The following is a 19,585-nucleotide window of genomic DNA, read 5'->3' as shown; positions in this document are numbered from 1 at the left end:
GCGGTTTTTACAAGCTTCTTCTTTGGAGGTGCTTATGCCTTATATCGGTTTAGCTTTATTTTTAAGCAATATTGTTTATTATGTCTATAATCATTGGGTTTAAACTCGTACGCCTTGTTTTCGCCAGTTTTGAAAAAATAAAAAATAAAAACACACTATAATTTAGTCATCTTGTGTTACATGGAAAGGTAACATTATGTTCTTGAATCCTTTATAGTATGCGTGCTGAAAAAATGCAGGAATAAGCTCAGCTATGAATAATCAAACACCTCTTCAGGCTCAATCACTCATTGAAGTGAAAAACTTGAGTTTTAAGCGAGGAGAGCGTGTCATTTATGACAATGTCAGCTTAACCATTCGTCGTGGTCAAATCACCGCTATTATGGGGCCGTCAGGTACGGGTAAAACCACCTTATTGCGTCTTATTGGTGGTCAGTTGGTGCCCGATGCAGGTGAAGTCCTCCTAGATGGTAAAAATATTGGCCAAATGTCACGCCAGGAATTATTCGCTGCACGTGCGCGTATGGGCATGCTTTTCCAAAGCGGTGCATTATTTACCGATATGTCCGTGTATGAAAACGTGGCCTTTCCAATCCGTGCACATACGAAGTTACCTGAACATTTAGTATCAGAGTTGGTTTCTCTGAAGCTTGAATCTGTAGGTTTACGTGGTACAGAACAGTTTATGCCTGCAGAGCTCTCTGGCGGGATGAATCGTCGTGTGGCATTGGCACGTGCAATTGCGCTTGATCCAGAGCTGATTATGTATGATGAGCCCTTTGCAGGCCAAGACCCAATTGTGATGGGTGTATTAACCCGTTTAATTCGCTCTTTGCGTGAAGCTTTGGATCTTACCACTATTATTGTGTCGCATGATGTGGCAGAAACCTTATCGATTGCCGATTATATTTATGTGGTTGCAGAAGGCAAAGTTCAGGGTGAGGGGACTCCCGCTGAGCTGAAAGCACATGCTTCACCTTTTGTACGTCAATTCCTTACAGGTTCAGTCGATGGTCCTGTCGATTATCAATTTAGCCATCAGCCATATTTGTCGCAAGAGGTTCGTTCATGAATGCAATTGCCGCATTAGGTAGACGCGTCATTGAACGTGTCCAAGGCATTGGCACAGCATTTATTATGTTGTTGCAAATTTTATGCTCTTTGCCTACATGGCTTGGGGTAAAGCTGTTTATTTATCAGATGTATCGTGTTGGGGTGTTGTCCCTGCTGATTATTACTGTATCTGGCTTATTTATTGGTTCAGTCTTGGGCCTACAGATGTATAGCATTTTGTCTACATTTGGTAGTGAAGCCATGCTGGGGACTGCAGTTGCACTCACATTGTTAAGAGAACTTGCACCTGTTGTGGCGGCTTTATTGTTTGCAGGCCGTGCAGGCTCGGCATTAACTGCTGAAATTGGTTTAATGAAAGCCACTGAACAGCTATCAAGTATGGAAATGATTGGTGTAGACCCTTTGAAACGTGTGATTTCACCGCGTTTGTGGGCAGGCATTATTAGCCTTCCAATGTTATCCGTCATATTTGCCGCTGTTGGTATTATGGGCGGTAAGTTGGTCGGTGTGGACTTCTTGGGTGCGGATGAAGGTTCGTACTGGAGTGGTATCGAAAATAGCGTGCAATTTTTTAAAGATGTGTTAAACGGCACAATTATTAAAAGTTTTGTGTTCGCACTAATTTGTACATGGATTGCGGTGTATCAAGGCTATGCTTGTGAGCCAACATCTGAAGGTATTGCAACTTCTACAACACGTACAGTGGTGTATTCGTCGCTGTGTGTTTTAGGTTTTGATTTCGTGTTGACTGCGGTCATGTTCGGAGGTATTTAATGAAATCACGTACGAGTGAGCTGGCCGTCGGCATTTTTGTTATTTTATTTGGTATTGCTTTATTTTTCTTGGCCATGCGTGTGAGTGGTTTGGTGGGCAATAATTTAAAAGACAGCTATGAAATGACTGCTGTTTTTGAAAATGTGAATGGCATTAAACCCCGTGCAAAAGTTGCAATGAGTGGTGTTAAAATTGGACAAGTAGATTCAATTACACTCGATCCAATGACGCGTTTAGCGACAGTACATCTTACGATGGATGGTAGCTTAACAACGTTTAATCCAGAACAATTAAAGCAAGTGCAAAAAGATGCCTTAGAAGAGCTACGTTATAGTTCGGATTATGAGGCGGCCGATCCAGCACAACAAAAAGAAATGGAAAAGCAACTTATTGCTAACATGAAGTCCATCACGAATATTGATGAAGATGCTTATATTATGGTTGCAACCAACGGTCTGTTGGGTGAGAAATATTTGAAAATTGTACCGGGTGGTGGTTTGAACTATTTGAAGCGTGATTCTCAAATTGTGAACACACAGGGCACGATGGAAATTGAAGACTTAATTACCAAATTTGTAACCGGTGGTGCTGGTAAGTCATCTGATGCTAAAGCTGAAGAGACAGATACTACGGCAGATGCAGAACCGTCATTTACAGAATAGTTTTTTGAGGAGAAAACACGTGAATACTTTGGTGAAACAAACCTTAACAGCTAGCATACTTTCGACCATGCTTGCAGGTACCGCTTTTGCAGCACCATCTGAAACGCCACCTGCATTTATTAAGAAAGTGGCTGATGGGTTGATCACTCGTTTGAAAGCGGACCAATCTAAACTGCAAAATAACCCTGCAGCAGTAAAAGCAATTGTGCGTCAAAATCTTGACCCATATATTGATTCACAAGCATTTACACGTATTGTGATGGGTACTTATGCAACGAATCAGAACAGTACTGCTGCACAGCGTGCTCAGTTCGAAAAGAATTTCCGTGAAACGCTCATTGAAAACTATGGTTCTGCTTTTGCAAAATACAGCAACCAAAGCTACACCATGCGTCCATTTAAGTCGACAAATCCAACCAATCCTGTTGTGACCATCGACTTCATTAACAATGGCGAAAAAATTCCAGTATCGTTCCAATTGGCTGACAAAGGTAGCCAATGGAAAATTCGTAATATCAACGTTTCAGGTATCGACCTAGGCTTGCAATTCCGTAATCAGTTTGCGGCAACTGTAAAACGTAATGGCGGTAACTTGGATAAATCAATTGCGAACTTCAAGCCTGATGCTGAAGCTGCTGTTGAAAAGAAAAAATAAGCAGGTTTAAGATGATTGAATTCACTGCGCAAGAGTTGCATGTAACTGGGAAAATTGATTATCGTAATGCTGAACAGTATTACGCTCAAGGGCTGAAAGTTATTCAGACACAGCAACAATATCCAATGACAGTGAATTTATCTGCTTTGGAGCATGGTAGTACTTTAGCATTGGCGGTATTGGTTCGCTGGCTAAGACAAACACCAAATGCAGAAGGTCTAGTCTTTAAAGCTGTTCCTGAAAAAATGATGAAGATTATTCAAGCTTGTCATTTAGAGCATGATTTGAAACTTATTTAAATTCTATCGTAATTTAAAAGTGATCTTCATAAAAAAAAGCGCCTAAGGGCGCTTTTTTGTGGGCTACAGATAAATCGTGATTTCATCTGTAGCATGCTGTGTATTTCAGGTTGAAGCAATGCGCCAAGGCGTGCTTAAATCCATTTTTTCCAGCGGAAGTAAATGAGTGGGCCAATCAAGAAGGCAATTAAAATTAAGCTGACCACGATAAAGCTGGTTGTTCCATGTGCGAAAGGGAGCACATCGGTATTCATGCCGTAAATGCTGGCCACCAGCATAGGAGGCGCAAGCATACTTGGTAAAATCGAGAACCGACGAATGGTATCGTTCTGTTCGGTATTAATGAAGCCTGAAGTTGTGTCGAGCAAGAAGCGTACTTTTTGGAATAAGAAGGCATCATGTTCTACCAATGAGCGTACATCTTCACTCAGTTCTCGAATATCTGCATCGTAAATATGGCTACCAAGCGCACGCGGACGAGATAAGAAGGTGAGGACACGACGTAAGTCAATAAGACACAGCTGTGCTTTACCAAGCATGTCTTCTAATTGTGCCAAGCGCGTGATCATGTCATCTAAATCTAAAATCATTTCACGGTGACGATTGTTTAGCACTTCTGTGGAGTATTTTTCCAAGTCCTTGTGGATATCTTCTAAGATATCCGCAAGCTCATCGAGTTTGGCTTCCAGCAAGCCCAATAAAATCCAAGTTGGATCTTTATAATCAATTTCATAGTCATTACGACGCGCCCGTGCACGAAAAGCACGGAAGGCCACCAGTTTTTCACCGCGCAGTGTAAATAGGCGCTCTTTATGAAGAATGAAAGCAACGGTCTGCACGGTTGCTAAAATACTGGAGTTTTCTTCGGTTTCGCCATCGACCTGAAAGTTTTTATTTTTCGTTAAAAAATACGTACTGATATGCAAAATGCCATCATCATCACGGTAGAATCGTGCAGATGAGGAAATGTCTTCTAGCGATTTAAGCGTAGGCATATTTTGATCATAGGCATCCATGATCCATTGCTGTTCTTCTTGAGATGGAGCAATGAGGTCAAGCCAGACCAAATCTTGATGTAGATCGAAGTCACCATTGACAGTGGTATCTTCTAAACTACCGCGCTCTGTGGCGTAAAAGGCTTCCAGCATGCCGTCTTTTCTCCCTTGCGCAGTATGTAAAAATGAATGCGTGTATTTTAGACAAGGATGCTTAGAAATACACTGCTCGAATGATTATTTTATTAAAAAATCTGAACGAAGTTTAGATTCCAAGCATGACAATTCAATAACAGGGTGAGAGATGATGAATTCTATAGCAATTTTTTGTGGTTCAGCTTTAGGTACGGACCCTGTTTATGAGCAAATCGCCATTCAAGTCGGGCAAAGCTTAGCAAAACATCAGATCACTTTGGTATATGGTGGAGGACGTTCAGGTCTCATGGGCATTGTTGCAGACAGCGTATTACAGGCGGGCGGTAAAGTTATTGGCGTGATTCCGAAGCAATTGGTGGACCGTGAACTCGCACATCCACATTTGACAGAGTTACATGTGGTGCAAAATATGCATGAACGTAAGACCAAAATGTCGGAACTCTCCGATGGTTTTATTGCGATTCCTGGTGGTGCTGGTACCTTGGAAGAAATTTTTGAACAGTGGACTTGGGCACAATTGGGAATTCACTTAAAACCTTGCGCATTTTTAAATATTGATGATTTTTATACGGACTTAATTAAGTTTATTCAGCTCACAGTGGAAAAAGGTTTTACGCAAACCCGTTTTGCAGATGCTTTGGTGGTATCCGATCAAATAGAAGATATTTTAACGCAGTTTATGCACTATACGGCGCCACAACCTAAATGGGGAATGGCGGCAGATCAAAAAGATTTGGTGAAACATTAAGATGAAAGTGATTACTGTTGCTGCGGGCATTGTGCTAAATGAACAACAGCAAATGTTGGTGGTGCGTAAGAAAAATACTGCCTGCTTTATGCAGGTGGGTGGCAAGCTAGAACCGAATGAGCATCCAGAACAAACCATTGTGCGCGAAATTGCAGAAGAAATTGGCTGTCAGGCTAAAATTCAGCATTATCTTGGGCGCTTTGAAACTGCAACAGCCAATGAACCTGATCATCAACTGGTGAGCTATGTATATCATGTGACCTTAGATCAGATTCCAACAGTGCATGCAGAAATTGCGGAAATGCGTTGGGTGGATTTAGATGATCAAGACATAGCACTGGCACCATTGACCACAGAAATCATTATTCCTTGGATTAAGCAGCAATTGGTTTCTTAAGCAGTTAGATGAGTTTTGTAGTAAGTAAGACGCTTAAATTTCTGCAACGGCTAAGCAGGTGACATGTACCTGCTGGCACCCCAATTCGATTAGGCAATTGTGTAGGGCTTGAATAGAACTGCCCGTAGTGACCACATCATCGACAATCAGAACATTGCGATAGCGCACTGCATTTGGTGGCGTTAATTGAAATTGTTGTTGAATATCACTCATACGTTCTAAACGACTTAAGCCTTTTTGTGCGTGTTGTTTTAAACGTGTGACAGGTTGCCAAATGGGTACATCCAAGTGTTTTGCCAGATCTTGTGCAATCAGCAAGGACTGATTAAAACCACGTTCTTCTAGGCGTTCCGTTGATATGGGCATAGGAACAATCGCCTGTACTTTTTTGGGTTGTTTGAGCGAGCAGAGTAAGCCTGAAAGGAGTGGTTGAAATTGTAGTTGTTGTTGATATTTATACTGTTGAATAATGCGATCGAGTGGATAGTCGTAACGACATGGTGTCATGATTTGTAGGCCTTGGCGCTTTATGGTTTGCCTTTGCCAAGGTAAAGATTTCCAACAATCCTCACAGACCTGATGCCAATGTTGGGTATCTGCATGGCAAAGTTGACAGGGCTGGAAGCTTCGAAACAGCCCTGTCAATTGCTGGAGTATGGAATTAGATTTAGGGTTATACATAGGCATAGCGTGGTGCTTCAGGTAGCCAGCGTTTCAGCAAGGCTTCTGCATTTTTAGGATGTTCTTTTAATATTTGCTGCGCAGCATAATGCGCTTGATTCAGCAGATGATCATCGCGCTCTAATTTGGCTACACGGAAGCCCATATCGCCTGTTTGTTTGGTGCCAAGCAGTTCACCTGGGCCACGTATTTCCAAATCTTTTTCAGCAATGATAAAACCGTCATTGGTTTCACGCATGATACGTAAGCGTTCCTGCCCATTTTGCGACAGTGGGTTTTTATACAGCAGGGCGCAGAAGCTGGCTTTAGCGCCACGCCCCACACGGCCACGCAGCTGATGCAGCTGAGATAAGCCTAGACGCTCTGCATTTTCAATCACCATAATCGAGGCATTCGGTACATCCACACCCACTTCAATGACCGTGGTGGCAATCAGCAATTGTAGTTCATTGTCCTTAAACTGCTGCATCACAGCCTGCTTTTCATCGGCTTTCATTTTACCGTGTACCAGTCCGATATTCAGCTCGGGGAAGCGTTCTTTAATTTCGGCAAAAGTGGCTTCTGCAGCTTGCGCATCTAATGTTTCCGACTGTTCTACCAGCGTGCAGACCCAATAGGCCTGTTTGCCTTCGGCGCAATTGGTGGCAATGCGTTGTAGCACTTCTTCACGGCGGTCCAGCGGTATAGTCACGGTTTGAATTGGTGTACGGCCGGGCGGCAGTTCATCAATCACCGAAGTGTCCAAATCACCATAAGCCGACATGGCCAGTGTGCGGGGAATAGGTGTGGCCGTCATCACCAGCTGATGTGGTGTCATGCCATTTAAGCCTTTATTACGCAGTGCCAAGCGTTGATCGACCCCAAAGCGGTGCTGTTCATCAATAATCACTAAGCCCAATTTGGCAAAAGCGACATTGTCCTGAAACAGCGCATGGGTTCCGACCACTAAGTTGGCGCTGCCGTCTTGTATGCTTTGCTCGGCGGCAGTGCGGGCTTTGCCTTTTTGCTTGCCTGAAAGCCAAGAAACAGTTAAGCCCAAAGGCTCAAACCATTTTTTAAAATTTAGATAATGCTGTTCTGCCAAAATTTCAGTCGGTGCCATCAGTGCCACTTGCCAGCCTTCTTCTAAGGCATGACAGGCAGCCACGCCTGCAACCAGTGTTTTACCCGCGCCAACATCACCTTGAACTAAACGTAGCATGGGCTTGTTTTGTTTTAAATCTTTGGCGATTTCTTTTGAAACCCGCTTTTGCGCGCCAGTCATTTCAAAGGGAAGGCTGCCAAGCAGGGCTTTAGCAAAAGTTTTACTTGGACTGAATGAGGGTGCTTCAATTTGCTGAACATAAGCACGGCGGGTCAGCAGGCTGACTTGATGCGCGACCAATTCTTCAAAAATCAAACGCTGCTGCGCAGGGTGTGAGCCTTGTGTCAGCTGCAGCATATTGGCATTTACAGGCGGATGGTGAATATAGTCCAGTGCTTGTTTCAGCGCATAGCCATTGGTGAATTTTTGCGGCAGCAGTTCAGGTAGGTCATCGCTGTGGCTTTCTAAAGCTTGCTTCACAAATTCACGCAGTTTAGGCTGGGTGAGTCCATCAGTTGCTGGGTAAATGGCAGTGAGCTGTGTTTGTGGCAGCGGCGTGTGTTCAGTGATTAGCTGCAGCTCAGGATGATACATTTCCAGTCCGCGTGCACCGACACGTACTTCACCAAAAATGCGCAGGCGGGCGCCCAATTTGGCACGGTCAGTAATGCCTTTATAAATATGGTAAAAACGTAAGGTGACTTTGCCTGTATCATCGTCCAGTTGTACAGCCATCGATTTGCGTTTACCCGGCGGAAAGTCGACACCTTTGACAATGCCTTCGAGCAAATAGCTGCGTCCAACGGTCAGCTGATTCATGGGTATAATAGTGCTGCGGTCTTCATAGTCACGCGGCAAATGAAACAGTAAGTCGTCGGTGGTGAAAATATTCAGTTTTTCAAGCAATGCGGCAGCAGCGTTTCCTACGCCTTGCAGTTGATGAACGGCAGCCATTTCCCCTCAGTCTGTTTTGGACAGATGTTAAGTCTGTGATTAGGTGCTAAATGCATATTTTATTTATAGGTTATGGTAAAACATCTCAGCGCGCTACAAAACTGTTATTTGAGCAGGGCCACCAAATTACCACAATCAGCCAAAGCCCGAAAACGGATGAATATGCCAATCATCTGATTCAGGATGTACATCATTTGAATTTAAGCGGTATCGCGCCTATAGATGCAGTGTATGTATTGCTATCGCCCAATGCGTCTACTGTGGAAGCTTATCAGCAGACCTATGTCGATACGGTTCAGTCCATTGTTCAAGCTTTAAAAGGGCATCCGATTCAACGCATCGTTGTCGTGTCTTCTACTCGGGTCTATGGCGAAAATGCCGGTGAGCGTGTGGATGATGAAACCTTGCCAAACCCTATAGATGCGCAGGGCAGGCTGCTGCTGGAGATGGAGCAACTATATCAAACTGCTTTTCCTGCGCAGTGCGTGATTATCCGCCCGAGTGGGATTTATAGCGGTGCATCTGCACGAATGCAGAAGCTGGCAGAGACAACAAAAAGCTATCCAAATATTCACTGGTCCAACCGGATTCACATTGATGATTTAGCGCGTTTCTTGGTATTTATGCTTCACGTGGAACATGCTGAAAAATCATATATTTGTACCAATAATATGCCACAACCTTTGCATGAGAAAATTTTAAATATTCAACGTGAGTTGAATCTGCCTGAGTTGGTTTTGGAAAGTGATAGGGTAACAGGGAAGCAGATTTATGCGGACAGGATGAAATCAGCGGGCTTTCAGTTGGAGTATGAGGATTCTTAAGTATGCTTAATATTAGGTTTTTTATCTTAATGTTTTGATATTTATGTGAAATTAATAGTTTGTGTAACGTGTGTTAAGTGGGTTTTTAGTAAATCATAATTTTTGATAAGATAAATTTTTAATCAAAATAAATTAATAATTATGGGTTATAGATCTGGTGGGATGGTGTTTCCATTCAAAGGTGATCTAGACGAATTAGTTGACTTAGTTAACAATTGGACTGAAAAATGCTTTGAAATTTTAGCCCCTAATTTGAAAGCAAATGAAACTATTGAATTAGAGTTAATTAAAGATAACGTGGTCATTATTCATAATTACAGCTTTTTCTTCTCTGCTTATCAAGATAAGGGTTTATGGAGTGAAAGGCTTAAAAAATCTTCATTGAATGATTGGGTAATATTTTTTGAATGTGTAGATAGTTTTAATGTAGCCAGTTATTTGATATTTAAAAATAATATAGAGGTTAGGCGAGTTTCTGAGTCTGAAGATCAGGCTTTTTATCAGGATGGTGAACCTCAAGACTTTGAAAAAGAATGGCTTAATGCATCAATAGCTTATGAACATGAATATCAAGAAGATGATGAATGGAAGGAAGAAATTATAACTGATCCAAACTTTTCCTTGGATGACATTGAAGAGTGGGAGAATTATTACAAATTTTATTATGTTGGCTCTATAAATAATTCCACCAACCATTTAGCTAGACAGTTGCTAAGTGACTTATCAAATAAATATCTAGGTTTTGATTTGATTAATGATTTTTATGACTTAGAGAACAAAATTACTCTAGGTTATGGTGATATTACTGAGAATCAGTTAATTGTAAATAAACAGAAAAAAAGCTTTTTTGAGAAAATTTTATTTTGGAAGTAACATTCATTTAACATAAGACCTCTTATACTAAATGCATATGTAAGCCCAAAACAGAAATATCCATTTTCTTCGAAGTAAATAAAAAGGGGCAAGTCTTAAAACTCACCCCTCATCCCAACCTTCTCCCAAAGGGAGAAGGAGCTATAAGGATTTACTTCTTCTTGCGCTTCAAGCGTTTCTTCGCCTGTTCCGCAGCGACTTTATCCAGTGCTTCTTTCAGTTCATCATCGCTGAATGTCGTAATGTGTTGCAACATTTGCAAGGTCACATCATCCAATACAAGGTTGGCGTACTGAGCAACATTTTGGAAGTTTTCATCGAACACAATCGCATTGTCTTCATTGGTACTGATGTAGCCTTGCTGTGTCAGTACCTTAATAAAGCTTTGGAATAAGGCTTTATCAAAGAATTCTGGTGAGTTGAACTCATACAGCACAGATAGACGCTGACCAACCAAATGGCTCAGTTCTTCAACCTGACGCGTAGAAATATTGCCTGAACCACGCTGGGTGATTAAAGCCAAGGTCATGTAATAACGTTCAAGGCTCTGCATCACAGGTGCAGCCAACACCACCAATTGATTGTGATGTTCACTGTTTGGCGCAGGTGAAACTAAGTTGCCTTCGGCGTCTTCAGAAATGAGCTTGGCTTGAATCAATGCTTCAGCATAAGCACAAATCTGATCTTTCAGCTCTTCATCTTTCCATTTTAAAAACAGTTCAGCTTTTAAGAATGGATATAAAGTACGGATCACATTGATTAAGTCGCCACGGCGGATGGTGCCGTTATGTTCAACCATTGCCGCAATCAGTGAAGGCAAAATGAATGCATGTAAAATGTTATTGCGGAAATAGGTCAGTAACACGGCTTGACCATCTTCAATGGCAATAATGTCACCCAAGACATGCTTCACGCGTTTGATCAGTTTAAGCTTTAAGCCGTAAGCAATAATTTCTTTACCTGACAACGGTGTCACTTGCATACGCGAATCATACGGCAGGGCAGTGAGCAGGTTGCGGTAGGTATCAAGCTGATTAATACAAATTTCTTCGTCCAGCGTATGTTTTACAGTAGCTAGTAAAATCAGAGACAGCAAAGACACAGGATTGATTACTGCAGCACGGTTGATGTTTTCCAAAATCGCATGTGCTGAGCTTGTCACAGCTTCTGAAACTTCTGGTGGCATCGCATCGTCATTTTTTTCAATTTTGACATTGTCTACGCCATGCTGTTTTAGAACATCATTGAGGAAAACAGGCTCGCCAAAGTTCACATGCACCTTGCCGAAAATACGTTCAATTTTACGTAAAGTTTTAACAATACCGAGGATTGATTCGCCTTCTTTTGGCTTACCGTTCATTTCGCCAACGTAGGTTGCGCCTTCCATTAAGCGTTCATAGCCAATATAAGTTGGCAGGAACACAATCGGTTTTGCAGGGTTACGCAGATGGCTGTGTACCGTCATTGCCAACATACCCGTTTTTGGCGGTAACAGACGGCCAGTACGCGAACGACCACCTTCAATAAAGTATTCGAGAGGCGTATTACGCGACAAAATGCTGTATAAATATTCTTTAAACACAGTGGTGTATAAGCCATTGCCACGGAAGCTACGACGGATAAAGAATGCGCCACCGCCACGTAGAATTTGGCCGACAAATGGCATATTTAAGTTATCACCGGCAGCGATGTACGGCACCATCATCCCGCGTTTGTAAATCACATAAGACAGTAATAGGTAGTCAATATGACTGCGGTGACATGGTGTATAGACAATTTCATAGTCCTTAGCCAATTCACGTACGGTACTGAAGTTATGTACTTCTACACCGTCATACAACTGTGTCCACAAACGTGTTAATGCAATATCTGCAAAACGCACCGTTGAGTGAGAATAATCGGACACGATTTCATTTAAATAACCAATCGCACGACGCTCAGCTTCGACCATACTAATTTTGCCACGAATACTTTCACGGCGAATCGCATCTTGCACATCAGGGGCTTTGATGAGACCGTGCATGACATTGCGACGGTCAGATAAATCTGGGCCTAAAACGACTTCACGTTGACCATCAAGATAGTCATTTAGTGTGCTTAAGATATAAGTGGCTGGTGACAGGTTTGGATGCGTAGTTTTCGCATAATCGATGAGTGCACGTAGTGATTGTGGCTCATGGAATTCGATATAAGTTTGACGTCCATGCAAGCCAATATTCATGAGTTGCTTAACACGGCTTGGTGTAGACCATGTGTCTGTAAATAAAAGCTTTAACCAAGAATCTTCTTTTTCTGGATCACGTCCCCAAAGCAAAGTGACAGGAACAAATTCAATATCTAAATCAGGTTGTTTTTCTAAGGCTTCGACTAAGCGCAAAAGGCGCGGTGGAAAAGCATGTGGCGGTGGGTTAAGTAAATTATTTTCATCGCGATGTTGCAAAAATAATACTGAGGCTTTTTCAGTATGTGTCCCTACATTGAGCGGGTCGAGCGCGGCATGTAATTTTAAACGACGGGTTTCACCATCGACCACCAAGGCATTACTACGTGAGTGTGTTTGTAATACGTAGCAGACAATCTTTTTAGATTGCGGGGTATCTGATGTTTCTGCGATCGCGGGTTCAGTAGGCACTTCGCCAAGAACGTGTGGTGTTACCACGAGGTCAAGAAGCTTACTTGAAAGCTTACGATACATTTGACCAAAGCCAGGCTTGGACATAAAGACTCCTACTTGAATGAACCAGCCCGATTAAATTTCGGGGGATACAATTTTTGCATAATTTTAGCGAAAAACAGTATGTCATTTTCTAACATTTTATAGGCATATTGTAAGATTTTATCGTTAAAAAACGTATTTTTAGCAGATAATTTCGAAGAAGAATGTGACAGTCCAGTCAGGCAATCTTTAGGGTTTTACTGGGTTTTTATGGCAATATAGTGCTGAACTGTGAATTTAAATTTTGCCTGATTTCAGGTGATCCCATGTAAATAGGTCGTATATGAATGCTTTAACTCAAGAGTTAGTTGAACTGCTTAGCTTAGAAAAGCTAGAAGAAAACATCTTTCGCGGTCAAAGCCGTAATTTGGTGGGCAAGCGTGTGTTTGGCGGTCAAGTCTTAGGCCAAGCACTTCGTGCAGCATCATATACAACCGACCGTCCTGCACATTCACTGCATGCATATTTCTTGTTTGGTGGTGATGTAAATGCGCCAATTATTTATGAAGTTGACCGTATTCGTGATGGCCGTAGTTTTGTAAGCCGTCAGGTACGTGCTATTCAACATGGCAAGACCATTTTTATGTGCATGGTGTCATTTGCAGAACAAGAAGAAGGCTTGAATTATCAAGTGGCTGAGCCAGAGTATCCTGCAGTTGAAGATGTAAAATCAGAAGCTGAACTTAAAAATATGTTGGTTGAGTTTGTACCTGAAAATGTACGCGCATCATTTATGCGCGACCGTCATGTGGAAATTCGCCCAATCGATCCGCAAAATCCGTTCCAGCCACAACCTGCTGCGCCATCTTATGCACATTACATTCGCACACATGACAAAATTGCAGATCATGTAGATGAGATCTCGCTCCATCAGGCGATTGCGGCATTTTATTCAGACTTTACTTTAATGACAACGGCGCTGCGTTCGCATGGTTTAAGCTATTTATCGCCAAGTTTACAGTGTGCCAGCATTGATCATGCTATGTATTTCCATAAACCATTTCGTGTGGATGAATGGATGCTATACGACATGGATGCAACCATAAGCGCTAGCTCGCGCGGTCTGAATTTTGGTCGTATGTGGCAAAATGGCGAGTTGGTATGTAGTACTACACAAGAGGGTTTAATTCGTTTACGTGAAATTGAAACGCAATAAACCTTGAGTTGTGTACATTAAAAAAGCCGAATCGATCGATTCGGCTTTTTTATTTTAAGCTGTTCACAGAATGTATAGCTGGCTTTAAAGTTTAAATATTTTTTTCGAATGTAGTAGAAATTTACTATCGCTTAACATCGTTCATTGGAGATGCTTAGCAGGAAAATTGCAGGCCTTTACACAAATAAATATCGAATCTTAGGCCTACGCATGGCATAGTGCCTTGAAGTATGTACTGAAAAAAATGACTCAGCTATGAGCTTAAATACCCAAATTTTTATTGCAGCCATTTTAGGCATTGCCTTTGGCTTTTTAATGAATCTGTTTCCAGACAGTGGATTCTTTAACTCGAGTTTATATGGCTTGGGATTAATGAGCAGTATTTTTATTGGCTTACTAAAAATGCTATTGATCCCTCTCATTTTCAGTTCAATCGTTGTGGGCGTTTCTAATTTACAGGCAGGTGGTCAGTTAGGCCGTGTCTGGAAAATTACTTTGGCTTGCTGTGTAACCACGACCACGCTGGCACTGATATTGGGTTTGGCTTGTGCACATATATTTCAGGTGGGGAAGGGTGTGGACATTCAAATGTTCCAAGAGGCCATGGCACAACATCAAAGTCCAGACACGCTGACACCGTCATCCTTTTTTACCAACTTTATTCAAAATACATTAATTAACCCATTTAAAGCCTTTGCCGAGGGCAATGTGCTGGCAGTCGTCGTGTTTGCTTTACTCATTGGCGTGGCGTTGGTACAAGGTGGCGATAAATTCCGTAGCGTACGTAAACTGAGTGCGCAATTTTTTGACATTATGATGCTGATGATCAGCTGGGTCATGAAACTAGCGCCCTTGGGTATTTTTGCGCTCTTGGCGAAGTTAATTGCGACAGAAGACATTTCAGTGCTGAGCCGTTTGGCTGAATTTGCTGCTGTGGTAACAGGAACGACCATTTTTCATGGTGCGGTGGTATTGCCACTCTTATTGTGGATTTTTGGCAAGATGAGCCCAATCACATTCTTTAAGGGAACACGTGCTGCACTCATCACAGCGTTTGCGACCAGTTCCAGCTCTGCAACCATGCCACTGTCTATGAAGTGTGCACAGGAAAATTTAGGCGTCCGTCCACAAACTGCAGGTTTTGTAATTCCATTAGGCACACAATTGAATATGGATGGTACTGCGCTATATGAAGCTGCTGCTGCACTTTTTATTGCAAATTTGATGGGACTAGATTTGAGTTTGGGGCAACAATTGATTGTCTGTGCCACCGCCATGATTGCCTCTTTGGGTGCGCCGGGCATTCCAAGTGCGGGCATGGTGACTATGATTATGGTATTGCAGTCTGTTGGTTTGCCTGCTGAAGCGATTGCGATTTTACTGCCGATTGACCGCTTATTAGATACAGTACGTACGGTGGTGAATGTACAGGGCGATATGATGATTAGTGTGGTGGTTGATCGTCATACGCGAGAAGCTGAAACAGTAATAGAAAGTTAATTCAATATTGAGTTTTTTCTGCGCCGTAACGCTGTAAAGCATTTTAACCACGAAATGAGCACAATAAAAAGCAGGCTACAAAGCCTGCTTTTTTAATTTTATTTCAGCCCAAATAGTACTAATTAGCTTTGGATAATCGCTTAAGCGGCAACTTTAGGTAGTGCGCGTTTAGCCGCAGGAGACTGATCTAAGTAAGCAATCGCATCTTCTGTTTTTGCTTCATGGACTGGATCATACCAAGGCATTAAATAACCCAATTGCTGAGAAACCAACCATAGCGGATGTGGCATTAGACGGTTGTCTTTTTGTGCGATGCGTGACCATTCACGCCAAATCCAAGGTTTATATACCGCAGGCTTAATTGATGCATAACGTGGATCTTGTCCTAAAATATGGGCAGCACCATCAGTCCAAAGCCCAATAACAGCCACAATCACAATTAAACTTTGATAGTAGCGAGAAATATAGCCACCACCTAAATGACGATAAAGATCAAAAGCCACCGTGCGATGTTCAATTTCTTCTGCGCCATGCCATTTTACTAAGTCCAGCATATTGGGGGCTGCGCCCAAGCGTTGCCATTCAGAGTTATACAGCACGTATTTTCCTAACACACAGGTCATGTGTTCAACCGTTGCAATAATTCCTAAACGGAACAGATCCCATTGATGTTCGAGTACTTTAGGTACTTCTAAGCCCATGGGTTGATCAGCCAATACCTTGCCAAATAAGAAATCCATAATTTTTAAGTTACGGCTCACATCAATATTGCGCACCGTTAGGTATTCTTTATTCGCAGAATTATGTGCTTGCGCATGCATGGCTTCTTGGCGGATAAAGGCTTTGACGTCTTCCGCAAGTTTTTCATCGGTAATTTTAGGCAGTACTTTGTTGTACAGGCGGCAGAACCAAAATTCGCCTGCTGGCAAAATCATATTAATTTCATTAATAAAGTAGCTGACAAAAGGCTGGTTGGGAATCCAGTCAACCGGCGTATCCTGCCACTCAAATTTGACTTTACGCGGTTTAATGCTGTAGCTGATGGAAGAGCCTATTCTTGAGTTTTTCAGGCGGGAGAGCAATTTCATCTGACGGTCCTTATTTTAATTTTGTGAAGCTGTTCACATTTATATATAGGGTCAGTATGAAAAAAATATCCTGTATTGTAATTAGCAATACAGGACATTTGGTTGTCAAAAAATGATGATTATGGTCAGACAATCTGACGCATTTTACCGTTAAGACGGATCTTTTGGCGCTTGCTCGGCAGGCAGTTCAGCGTCTAAAGCATCATCAAATTCAGTCTCTTCAAACTCTGAATCGAAGTCAGCATCATCAAAATCATCTGCTTCGGCATCTGGAATGCTGGCCAAATCAAATTCTGCAGCCTGTTCAAGGGTAAAGTTCAAACGGCCACCCATCACGCTGGCAAGTTCTTCTAAGCCCTGTTTGTTTAACGATGAGAAGGTTTGAATCGAGAACTGCAGCTTCATTTTTTTCAGCTGCGCTTTAACTTCCTGCAGCGCTTTAGAAGCAGGGCCGCGGTTGAGTTTATCTGATTTAGTTAAAAGTACATGCACGAATAATTTACGTGAATATGCCCATTCCAGCATCATCACATCAAAGTGCTGCAGCGGGTGGCGGATGTCCATTAACAGGACAAGGCCTTGCAGGCTTTCACGGTGAATCAGGTAATTTTCGAGTTCTTTTTGCCAAACAATTTTCATCGCTTCAGGTACGGCCGCATAGCCATAACCCGGCAAATCGACCAAACGCTGGTCTGGATTGCCCAAGCTGAAAAAGTTGATCATTTGGGTGCGGCCAGGGCGTTTTGATGCGCGGGCCAATTGCTTTTGATTGGTTAAGGCATTAATTGCGCTAGATTTTCCTGCATTTGAGCGGCCAGCAAAAGCGATTTCATAGCCTGTATCTTCAACGCATAAATTCAGCTTTGGCGCGCTCATTAAGAATTCAGCTTTACGCAGCCAGTTTAATGCGCGTACAGAGTATTCAGTAATAGCTGGATCGACTTTTTTTTCGTAGCTGATCTTTTGCTTAGGCGCATGAGCTACCTTACTGTTTCTAGATTTTCCTCTGTGCTGATGCATAACTCGACTTCAATGACTGATTTACAAGCAGCCATTATAAAGGAACTCGTTCGGGCAAGCGAACTTTGATCTGAAAGATGCGCTGATCGAATGGAAAATGGGCGCGGCCACATCATAGATTGATCATTTGAATGGGAGACTGCGTAGTGTATTTTGATGAGGGCGGGGTGCTGAGGACATCTCCTAAGCTGTATTGGTCGAGGCTGTGATAAAACTGCTCCATCGCCTGATCTAAAATGCCTTTTAAACCGCAATTGCTGCGTAACACGCAGGGAGGCGTATTGCATTCCACAATCGGATTTTCACGCTGTAAAATCCGGACAATTTCACCAAGACGAAGCGTGAGTGCCTGAGGGTTAAGGCGAATGCCGCCGCCTTTGCCGCGGGCGGTAATCAGCCAGTCCTGTTTTCCCATAAAATGCACAATTTTCACTAAATGATTTTGCGATACGCGCAGATCTTCGGCAATTTCCGCAATTGTATACGGCAGCGCTTTGGGCTGAGCGATATACATCAGAACACGTAAGGCATAATCGGTGAATTTATTCAGCTGCATGATAATACTGTAAGTGTAGGAGAAATAAATAAGGGTTAGTCTAGCATAACTAAACTAACCCTATTTTATTTCAAGCGGACGGGAGAGTTAGTGTTTTACACCGCCTGTGCCGAAAGCTTCACTGTGGATATTGGCCGCAGGAATGCCGCGGGCAATTAAAGCTTTCTGCTGTTCAGCCATAAATGGCATTGGACCGCAGAGGTAGTAATCTGCATTGACTGGCAAGATTGCAGTATCCATGCTGCCTAAGTCTAGACGGCCAGCAATGTCATAATCTTCACCTAATTTGTCACTGGCATGAGGGAACTCATACGCAGTAAAAGTGCTAAGGCGCGGATATTTTGCTTTCAAATCCTGAATGTGTTTATGCATAGCATGCACTTGTTTGCTGCGGCATGCATGGATAAAGGTCACAGGCTGCGGCATGTCTAAAGTGACCAGCTGATTCAGCATTGCAATCATCGGAGTTAAGCCAACGCCGCCGCTGATGAAGACATTGCGTTTATTTGGATCAATGAGATAGAAGTTGCCTGTTGGCGCAGATACTTCAATTTCTGAACCGGTCTCTAAGCCATGCAGCGTATTGGATACCCAGCCTGCAACCAAATCACCTTTTTGGTCTTCACGTTTCACGGAGATGCGTAAATAGTTGGTTTGCGGACTGGTAGACAGCGTATATTGACGCGGCTGTTTTAAACCCAGTTCATCAACCAATACACGTACTGAGATGTACTGGCCTGCTTCATATTTTGGTAAATCGCCGTCATCGGAAGGCTCAAGGTAGAATGAGGTGATTTCATCGCTTTCAACCACTTTTTTCACAATTTTGAAATTGCGCCAGCCTAACCAGCTGCCTTTAGTTTGCTGATGCTGTTCATAAATCGCTTTTTCAGTGCTGATAAACAAATCTGCTAATTGTCCGTATGCTGCCGCCCAAGCTGCAATTAATGGATCTTCCATTGAAATGCTTAAGACTTCACTGATCGAGTGCAGCAAGTTTTCACCGACAATATTATAGTCCGGCGCTTGAATGTTAAGACTCACATGTTTGTGCGCAATTAATTCTACAACCGGTAAAAGTACAGACGGATCTTCAATATTTTCAGCATAGGCCAATACAGCGCCTGCCAAGGCTTGTGCCTGAGCACCGCTGCGCTGATGCCCCATGTTAAAGGTTTCTTTAAGGTCAGGATTATTGCCCAACATGCGGTTATAGAAGTAATTCGTCAGCGCGACACCATTTTCACGTAGAACAGGAACAGTCGCTTTTACTAGGTCAATTTGCTGCGGAGTCATAGCTGATCTCTCATGGCTGTTATTTATAAGATGTATTTAAAATACATGTTTAAAAATATATTCGCAATACATGTTTT

19 protein-coding genes are annotated in these 19,585 nt (G+C 42.6%); 11 read left to right on the top strand and 8 right to left on the bottom strand.

The window, feature by feature from the left end; genetic code table 11:
- Positions 1-253 precede the first annotated feature (253 nt).
- From EXE29_RS08655 to EXE29_RS08635, 5 genes are read left to right on the top strand one after another with little or no spacing between them, the layout of a single operon-like run.
- Positions 254-1,072, top strand: coding sequence for an ABC transporter ATP-binding protein (locus tag EXE29_RS08655; protein ID WP_120364474.1), 819 nt, complete (start codon positions 254-256; stop codon positions 1,070-1,072).
- The gene (mlaE, locus tag EXE29_RS08650; RefSeq protein ID WP_106984011.1) at positions 1,069-1,848 is read left to right on the top strand and encodes a lipid asymmetry maintenance ABC transporter permease subunit MlaE; all 780 of its coding nucleotides are present in this window, start codon (positions 1,069-1,071) and stop codon (positions 1,846-1,848) included. Before EXE29_RS08655 ends, mlaE begins: the two co-directional genes overlap by 4 nt.
- A complete protein-coding gene (gene mlaD / locus EXE29_RS08645; RefSeq protein ID WP_117007428.1) occupies positions 1,848-2,510 on the top strand; it encodes an outer membrane lipid asymmetry maintenance protein MlaD in 663 nt (220 codons plus the stop codon). Before mlaE ends, mlaD begins: the two co-directional genes overlap by 1 nt.
- A gap of 19 nt (positions 2,511-2,529) precedes the next feature.
- Entirely contained in the window at positions 2,530-3,165 is a 636-nt protein-coding gene (locus EXE29_RS08640; protein ID WP_106984013.1) for an MlaC/ttg2D family ABC transporter substrate-binding protein, read from the top strand.
- A gap of 11 nt (positions 3,166-3,176) precedes the next feature.
- Positions 3,177-3,464, top strand: coding sequence for an STAS domain-containing protein (locus EXE29_RS08635; RefSeq protein ID WP_106984014.1), 288 nt, complete (start codon positions 3,177-3,179; stop codon positions 3,462-3,464).
- 134 nt (positions 3,465-3,598) lie between these two features.
- Here the strand turns inward: EXE29_RS08635 and EXE29_RS08630 are convergent, their stop codons facing one another.
- Complete coding sequence (locus EXE29_RS08630) at positions 3,599-4,612, bottom strand: CorA family divalent cation transporter (RefSeq protein ID WP_106984015.1); 1,014 nt, start codon at positions 4,610-4,612, stop codon at positions 3,599-3,601.
- Between the two features lie 154 nt (positions 4,613-4,766).
- On the opposite strand from EXE29_RS08630, the gene EXE29_RS08625 reads away from it, so the two are divergent.
- Together EXE29_RS08625 and EXE29_RS08620 are read left to right on the top strand one after the other, a co-directional pair.
- Positions 4,767-5,363, top strand: coding sequence for an LOG family protein (locus tag EXE29_RS08625; RefSeq protein ID WP_120364489.1), 597 nt, complete (start codon positions 4,767-4,769; stop codon positions 5,361-5,363).
- A gap of 1 nt (position 5,364) precedes the next feature.
- Complete coding sequence (locus EXE29_RS08620; RefSeq protein WP_106984017.1) at positions 5,365-5,760, top strand: NUDIX hydrolase; 396 nt, start codon at positions 5,365-5,367, stop codon at positions 5,758-5,760.
- Positions 5,761-5,793: 33 nt separating this feature from the next.
- Here EXE29_RS08620 and EXE29_RS08615 read toward each other — a convergent pair whose 3' ends face one another.
- Together EXE29_RS08615 and recG are read right to left on the bottom strand one after the other, a co-directional pair.
- Complete coding sequence (locus tag EXE29_RS08615) at positions 5,794-6,447, bottom strand: ComF family protein (RefSeq protein ID WP_410159314.1); 654 nt, start codon at positions 6,445-6,447, stop codon at positions 5,794-5,796.
- Positions 6,434-8,479, bottom strand: coding sequence for an ATP-dependent DNA helicase RecG (gene recG, locus EXE29_RS08610; protein WP_117007430.1), 2,046 nt, complete (start codon positions 8,477-8,479; stop codon positions 6,434-6,436). Before recG ends, EXE29_RS08615 begins: the two co-directional genes overlap by 14 nt.
- Positions 8,480-8,529: 50 nt before the next feature.
- On the opposite strand from recG, the gene EXE29_RS08605 reads away from it, so the two are divergent.
- Positions 8,530-9,303: an NAD(P)H-binding protein gene (locus EXE29_RS08605; RefSeq protein WP_120364473.1), complete on the top strand. Its 774-nt coding sequence runs from the start codon at positions 8,530-8,532 to the stop codon at positions 9,301-9,303.
- 141 nt (positions 9,304-9,444) lie between these two features.
- Positions 9,445-10,176: a hypothetical protein gene (locus EXE29_RS08600; RefSeq protein ID WP_117007432.1), complete on the top strand. Its 732-nt coding sequence runs from the start codon at positions 9,445-9,447 to the stop codon at positions 10,174-10,176.
- Between the two features lie 151 nt (positions 10,177-10,327).
- On the opposite strand, the gene plsB is transcribed toward EXE29_RS08600, so the two are convergent.
- The gene (plsB, locus tag EXE29_RS08595) at positions 10,328-12,895 is read right to left on the bottom strand and encodes a glycerol-3-phosphate 1-O-acyltransferase PlsB (RefSeq protein ID WP_120364472.1); all 2,568 of its coding nucleotides are present in this window, start codon (positions 12,893-12,895) and stop codon (positions 10,328-10,330) included.
- Positions 12,896-13,175: 280 nt separating this feature from the next.
- Here plsB and EXE29_RS08590 point away from each other — a divergent pair, with 280 nt between their 5' ends.
- Together EXE29_RS08590 and EXE29_RS08585 are read left to right on the top strand one after the other, a co-directional pair.
- Positions 13,176-14,048, top strand: coding sequence for an acyl-CoA thioesterase (locus tag EXE29_RS08590; protein WP_117007433.1), 873 nt, complete (start codon positions 13,176-13,178; stop codon positions 14,046-14,048).
- Between the two features lie 255 nt (positions 14,049-14,303).
- Positions 14,304-15,548 (top strand): dicarboxylate/amino acid:cation symporter, encoded by a 1,245-nt coding sequence (locus EXE29_RS08585; protein WP_117007434.1) that lies wholly within the window; start codon positions 14,304-14,306, stop codon positions 15,546-15,548.
- Positions 15,549-15,688: 140 nt separating this feature from the next.
- On the opposite strand, the gene EXE29_RS08580 is transcribed toward EXE29_RS08585, so the two are convergent.
- The 4 genes from EXE29_RS08580 to hmpA all read right to left on the bottom strand — a co-directional run bounded on the left by EXE29_RS08580 (position 15,689) and on the right by hmpA (position 19,508).
- Positions 15,689-16,636: a metal-dependent hydrolase gene (locus EXE29_RS08580; protein ID WP_120364471.1), complete on the bottom strand. Its 948-nt coding sequence runs from the start codon at positions 16,634-16,636 to the stop codon at positions 15,689-15,691.
- A gap of 150 nt (positions 16,637-16,786) precedes the next feature.
- Positions 16,787-17,656: a ribosome biogenesis GTP-binding protein YihA/YsxC gene (yihA, locus tag EXE29_RS08575; protein ID WP_106984025.1), complete on the bottom strand. Its 870-nt coding sequence runs from the start codon at positions 17,654-17,656 to the stop codon at positions 16,787-16,789.
- A 112-nt stretch (positions 17,657-17,768) separates the two neighbouring features.
- Entirely contained in the window at positions 17,769-18,212 is a 444-nt protein-coding gene (locus EXE29_RS08570; RefSeq protein ID WP_106984026.1) for an RrF2 family transcriptional regulator, read from the bottom strand.
- An 87-nt stretch (positions 18,213-18,299) separates the two neighbouring features.
- Complete coding sequence (gene hmpA, locus EXE29_RS08565; protein WP_120364470.1) at positions 18,300-19,508, bottom strand: NO-inducible flavohemoprotein; 1,209 nt, start codon at positions 19,506-19,508, stop codon at positions 18,300-18,302.
- Between the last annotated feature and the right edge of the window lie 77 nt (positions 19,509-19,585).

It is taken from the genome of Acinetobacter sp. WCHAc060006 (genome assembly GCF_004209135.1).
GTDB lineage: Bacteria > Pseudomonadota > Gammaproteobacteria > Pseudomonadales > Moraxellaceae > Acinetobacter > Acinetobacter cumulans.
The sequence above is the reverse complement of the archived record's forward strand: the minus strand, read 5'-3'. Positions and strand labels throughout refer to the sequence as shown.

What these genes read in the sequence shown, in the direction of transcription:
- EXE29_RS08655 (WP_120364474.1), top strand. Translation starts at nt 254, where the DNA reads ATGAATAATCAAACACCTCTTCAGGCTCAATCACTCATTGAAGTGAAA.
- mlaE (WP_106984011.1), top strand. Translation starts at nt 1,069, where the DNA reads ATGAATGCAATTGCCGCATTAGGTAGACGCGTCATTGAACGTGTCCAA.
- mlaD (WP_117007428.1), top strand. Translation starts at nt 1,848, where the DNA reads ATGAAATCACGTACGAGTGAGCTGGCCGTCGGCATTTTTGTTATTTTA.
- EXE29_RS08635 (WP_106984014.1), top strand. Translation starts at nt 3,177, where the DNA reads ATGATTGAATTCACTGCGCAAGAGTTGCATGTAACTGGGAAAATTGAT.
- EXE29_RS08630 (WP_106984015.1), bottom strand. Translation starts at nt 4,612, where the DNA reads ATGCTGGAAGCCTTTTACGCCACAGAGCGCGGTAGTTTAGAAGATACC.
- EXE29_RS08625 (WP_120364489.1), top strand. Translation starts at nt 4,767, where the DNA reads ATGAATTCTATAGCAATTTTTTGTGGTTCAGCTTTAGGTACGGACCCT.
- EXE29_RS08620 (WP_106984017.1), top strand. Translation starts at nt 5,365, where the DNA reads ATGAAAGTGATTACTGTTGCTGCGGGCATTGTGCTAAATGAACAACAG.
- EXE29_RS08615 (WP_410159314.1), bottom strand. Translation starts at nt 6,447, where the DNA reads ATGCCTATGTATAACCCTAAATCTAATTCCATACTCCAGCAATTGACA.
- recG (WP_117007430.1), bottom strand. Translation starts at nt 8,479, where the DNA reads ATGGCTGCCGTTCATCAACTGCAAGGCGTAGGAAACGCTGCTGCCGCA.
- EXE29_RS08605 (WP_120364473.1), top strand. Translation starts at nt 8,530, where the DNA reads ATGCATATTTTATTTATAGGTTATGGTAAAACATCTCAGCGCGCTACA.
- EXE29_RS08600 (WP_117007432.1), top strand. Translation starts at nt 9,445, where the DNA reads ATGGGTTATAGATCTGGTGGGATGGTGTTTCCATTCAAAGGTGATCTA.
- plsB (WP_120364472.1), bottom strand. Translation starts at nt 12,895, where the DNA reads ATGTCCAAGCCTGGCTTTGGTCAAATGTATCGTAAGCTTTCAAGTAAG.
- EXE29_RS08590 (WP_117007433.1), top strand. Translation starts at nt 13,176, where the DNA reads ATGAATGCTTTAACTCAAGAGTTAGTTGAACTGCTTAGCTTAGAAAAG.
- EXE29_RS08585 (WP_117007434.1), top strand. Translation starts at nt 14,304, where the DNA reads ATGAGCTTAAATACCCAAATTTTTATTGCAGCCATTTTAGGCATTGCC.
- EXE29_RS08580 (WP_120364471.1), bottom strand. Translation starts at nt 16,636, where the DNA reads ATGAAATTGCTCTCCCGCCTGAAAAACTCAAGAATAGGCTCTTCCATC.
- yihA (WP_106984025.1), bottom strand. Translation starts at nt 17,656, where the DNA reads ATGCATCAGCACAGAGGAAAATCTAGAAACAGTAAGGTAGCTCATGCG.
- EXE29_RS08570 (WP_106984026.1), bottom strand. Translation starts at nt 18,212, where the DNA reads ATGCAGCTGAATAAATTCACCGATTATGCCTTACGTGTTCTGATGTAT.
- hmpA (WP_120364470.1), bottom strand. Translation starts at nt 19,508, where the DNA reads ATGACTCCGCAGCAAATTGACCTAGTAAAAGCGACTGTTCCTGTTCTA.